General features: G+C 73.2%; 3 protein-coding genes. All 3 read right to left on the bottom strand.

Annotated elements, in window-relative coordinates; translation table 11 throughout:
* Positions 1-73: 73 nt before the first annotated feature.
* Positions 74-1,651, bottom strand: coding sequence for a DUF4153 domain-containing protein (locus ACFV4F_RS26455; protein WP_380439494.1), 1,578 nt, complete (start codon positions 1,649-1,651; stop codon positions 74-76).
* Positions 1,652-1,890: 239 nt separating this feature from the next.
* Positions 1,891-2,805, bottom strand: coding sequence for a carbohydrate ABC transporter permease (locus tag ACFV4F_RS26460; protein ID WP_380439492.1), 915 nt, complete (start codon positions 2,803-2,805; stop codon positions 1,891-1,893).
* Entirely contained in the window at positions 2,802-3,824 is a 1,023-nt protein-coding gene (locus tag ACFV4F_RS26465) for a carbohydrate ABC transporter permease (RefSeq protein ID WP_380439490.1), read from the bottom strand. Before ACFV4F_RS26465 ends, ACFV4F_RS26460 begins: the two co-directional genes overlap by 4 nt.
* Positions 3,825-3,958: the final 134 nt, after the last annotated feature.

A 3,958-nucleotide genomic window follows, 5' to 3' on the forward strand; every position in this document is an offset into this window, starting at 1 on the left:
CTCCCGGCCGGCCCGTCAGCCGTTCCGCAGGCCCCCAAACCCCCGGACCCCGAGCCCCCCAAACCCCTGCGGGTCAGAAGTACGCGTCGATCTTCAGCCCCGCCTGCTCGCATGCGCTCCGCCCGCCGCGGCCGTCGTCCGCCAGGGGCCGCGCGGCGAGGATCTCCCGGGCACGGGCCGAGGAGAGGCTGGCGGCGTACCAGGGCCGGGCCCGGTTCTCCAGGTCGGTGCGGATCAGCTGCAGCGCGCACGTCCGCTTGGCGCCGGGCAGCCGGTCGAGGGCGGGGACGGCGTCCGGCGAGAGGTCCCGGACGTTGCGCAGGTCGATCCGGCCGGTCCGCTCGTAGCGGGCGACGTTCTGCTCGGCGACGATCGCGTCCGGCCCCATCAGCCCGTAGACCACGGCGGCGAGTGCGCCGCTGAGCACGACGGCGCGCGGCAGCCAGCCCGCGGAACGGGTGAACCCGGCGGCGATGAGCAGGGCGAACACGCCACCCAGCCAGATCTCCACCACCAGCACCCAGAGCCGGAGCCGGGTGAGGCCCGAGGCGTCGACGTAGAACCACATCCGCCCGAGCGCCGACGCGACGACGGCCAGGGCGAGCACGCAGAGCAGGCCGAGCAGGATCCGCGCCAGTCGGCGGTCGGCGGGCGTGGTGCGCGGGGCCCAGCGCTTGGCGACGGCGACGACCACGAGCGTGAGCACCGTGATGACGGACAGCTGCCAGAAGCCCTGCCGCGCGTACTCGGAGCGGCTCATCCCGGTGTTCCGCAGGACGGCGTCGGCGCCCCCGAGCACCACCACGGCCTGGATGACCGCGAAGACGCCGAACATCAGGTCGAGCGCGACGAGCGGCAGCGCCCACTCCAGCCGCCCGCGGGCCCGGCCGGGCCGGACCACCGTGCGGTCCCAGCGGCGCGGGCCGGCCGCGATGTGCGCGAAGCCGAGCGCGGTGAGCAGCCCGACCGCGAACAGCACGGCGCGCACCGGGAGCCGGTCGAGGTCGATCCTCGGGCTGAGGCTGTCCAGGACGTCCGCCATGGCGGCATCGGCCCCGGCGAACAGCCAGCCGAAGACGACGAGGAGCACGGCGGCGACCGCGAGCGCCTTGAGCACCGGGACGATCCGGCCCCGGCTGCGCAGGCGGTGCCCGGCCAGGCCGTCGGCGGCCCAGCGCACGCCCGGCCCCACCTGCCAGAGGACGCCCGGCAGGGCGAGCAGCACGCCCGGCCAGCGGCGGCCGCCGTGCAGCGCGAGCGAGGCCAGCGCCAGCGCGCCGACCACCGCGATCACCACCGGCCAGCCGGCCTCCCACAGGGCCGGGACGGCGAGCAGGGCGAGCGCGAGCGCGCTCCAGGCGACCGTCCAGGGCCGGGCCCGGCGGCCCGCCCCACGGGCGGCGAGCCCGGCGCCGACCGCCGCGGCGACCCCGCAGACCGTCAGCCCGACGCCGATGCCGTCGCCCAGCAGCCAGGCCGTCAGGAGACCGGTGAGCAGCGCCGCGACGAGCACCTGCGGTGTGGCGGCGGCCTTGCCGTCGGGGTCGCTGGGCCGCAGCCACGAGAACGTCTTCGGGGCGGGCCGGCCCGGCCCCCAGGCGGCCCCGGCGGGCGGCGGATCGGCCGGGGCGGGGCTGGACAGCGCGGACATGAGTCCCCCTCAAGTGGTCGGTGGGCAGGCGGGAGCCGCCCTCCGGGCAGCCCGCCGGCAGACGCGCTCGGCGTTGCCGCCGCAGCCGACTGTAGAGCATTCTGAACAAGTTCAAAAGTTTGATCTGAACGTGTTCAGTTCACCCTGACCTGCCCCGGCCGGTCCCAGCTGGTCCCAGCCGGTCCCGACCACCCGGCCTCCCCCGACCTCCCCCGCCCCCGACCAGACCGGTTCCCCGGCTACCCCTTCACCGACCCCGCCAGCAGCCCTCGGACGAAGTACCGCTGGAGGCTGAAGAAGACGATCAGCGGGACGACGATCGACAGGAACGCCCCCGCCGTCAGCAGCTCCCAGCGCCCGCCGAACGACCCGGACAACTGCGCCAGCCGCACGGTCATCGGCGCCACCTCCGGCGTGCCGCCCGCGAACGTCAGCGCCACCAGCAGGTCGTTCCAGACCCACAGGAACTGGAAGATCGCGAACGAGGCCAGCGCCGGCGTGCACAGCGGCAGCACGATCGACCGGAAGATCTTGAAGTGCGAGGCGCCGTCCACCACCGCCGCCTCCATCAGGTCCCGCGGCAACTGCGCGATGAAGTTGTGCAGCAGGAACACCGCCAGCGGCAGCGCGAACATGGTGTGCGCCAGCCAGACCGGCGCGTAGCTGCCCTTCAGGTCCACCGCCGGGATCAGCGTCAGCGAGCCCAGGTGCGCGCCGCCCGAGAACAGCCGCAGCAGCGGGATCAGCGCCATCTGGATCGGCACCACCTGGAGCGCGAACACCACGAAGAACACCACGTCGCTGCCCCGGAACCGCACCCACGCCAGCCCGTACGCCGCCATGGCCGCCAGCACCAGCGGGAAGACCGTCGCCGGGACGCTGATCGCCAGCGAGTTGACCAGGAACGGCATCAGGCCGGTCGAGACGCCGGAACCGCCCTCGAACAGCACGGTGTGGTAGTTGCCGAGGCCGAGGTCCGGGTGCAGGAGGGCGTTCCACCAGCCGTCCGCCGTGACGTCCTGTTTGGGCCGCAGCGACGTCACCAGCAGGCCCAGCGTGGGGATCGTCCACAGCACCGTCACCGCGATGACGAACACCGAGGCAAGCGGACTGCTGAACGCCTTGCGCACCGGGCCCCGGGAACCACCGTTCATCGCACCCCACGCTCCTTCCGCAGCTGGACGATGTTGTAGGCCACCAGCGGCAGCACCGCGAGGAAGAGGATCACCGCGAGCGCGCTGCCCCGGCCGGTGTCGAACTGCACGAAGGACTGCGAGTACATCTCGTTCGCGAGCACCTGGGTGCCGAAGTTGCCGCCCGTCATGGTGCGGACGATGTCGAAGGCCTTCAGCGTGGTGATCATGACGGTGGTCAGCACGACCACGACCGTCGTGCGGATCATCGGCACGGTGACGTACCAGAACAGCCGCAGCCCGCCGGCACCGTCCAGCCGGGCCGCCTCGGTGATCTCGTCCGGGATCGCCTTGATCGCCGCCGACAGCACCACCATCGCGAAGCCCGTCTGCACCCAGACCATGACCACCATCAGCAGGAAGGTGTTCAGCGGCTGGTCGAGCATCCAGTTCGGCGGGTCGTGCCGGCCGAGCGCCACAGCCAGTTGGCTGAGCAGGCCGATCTGCGACTGGCCGGGGCCGCGCGACTCGTAGACGAACTTGAAGATGATCGACGCGCCGACCAGCGAGATCGCCATCGGCATGAAGATCAGCGACTTGTAGACCGCCTGACCGCGCATCCGGTCCACCAGCAGCGCCAGCACCAGACCGAGGCCGGTCGCCGCCAGCGGCGCGATCACCAGCCACAGCGCGGTGTTGACCAGCACGTGCCGGACGGAGTCGGTGGTGAACGCCCAGCCGAAGTTCTCGCCGCCGACGAAGTGGGAGCTGTCGTCGCCGAAGAAGCTCAGGTAGACCGTGCGCAGCAGCGGTGCGACCAGGCCGACCAGGAGCAGCAGCACGGCCGGGCCGAGGAACACCGCGACGGCCAGCGGCCGGGCCAGGCGGCCCCGGGCCCGGGCCGCCGCGAGGAAGACCAGCAGCAGGATCCCGAGGAAGCCCGCGACCGCGCCGAAGGTGTTGCCGAACTTGATCGCCGCGTCGCCCCACGCGCCGCCGGCGAGCGCGGCGGGCGGGGGCGGGGTACCGGGTACGGACATGGCTGTGCGTCCCTCCTGGTGCCGGTGGGAAGGGGGCGGGCGGTGGGGGGTGGTGGGGCCCCACCCCCCCCCCCGCCGCCACGTCCACCACCGCCAAGGCCGGGTGCCTGCTGGTGCTCGACGAGCACGGGACG

Source organism: Kitasatospora sp. NPDC059722 (assembly GCF_042733235.1).
Lineage (GTDB): Bacteria > Actinomycetota > Actinomycetes > Streptomycetales > Streptomycetaceae > Kitasatospora.

What these genes read in the sequence shown, in the direction of transcription:
- ACFV4F_RS26455 (WP_380439494.1), bottom strand. Translation starts at nt 1,651, where the DNA reads ATGTCCGCGCTGTCCAGCCCCGCCCCGGCCGATCCGCCGCCCGCCGGG.
- ACFV4F_RS26460 (WP_380439492.1), bottom strand. Translation starts at nt 2,805, where the DNA reads ATGAACGGTGGTTCCCGGGGCCCGGTGCGCAAGGCGTTCAGCAGTCCG.
- ACFV4F_RS26465 (WP_380439490.1), bottom strand. Translation starts at nt 3,824, where the DNA reads ATGTCCGTACCCGGTACCCCGCCCCCGCCCGCCGCGCTCGCCGGCGGC.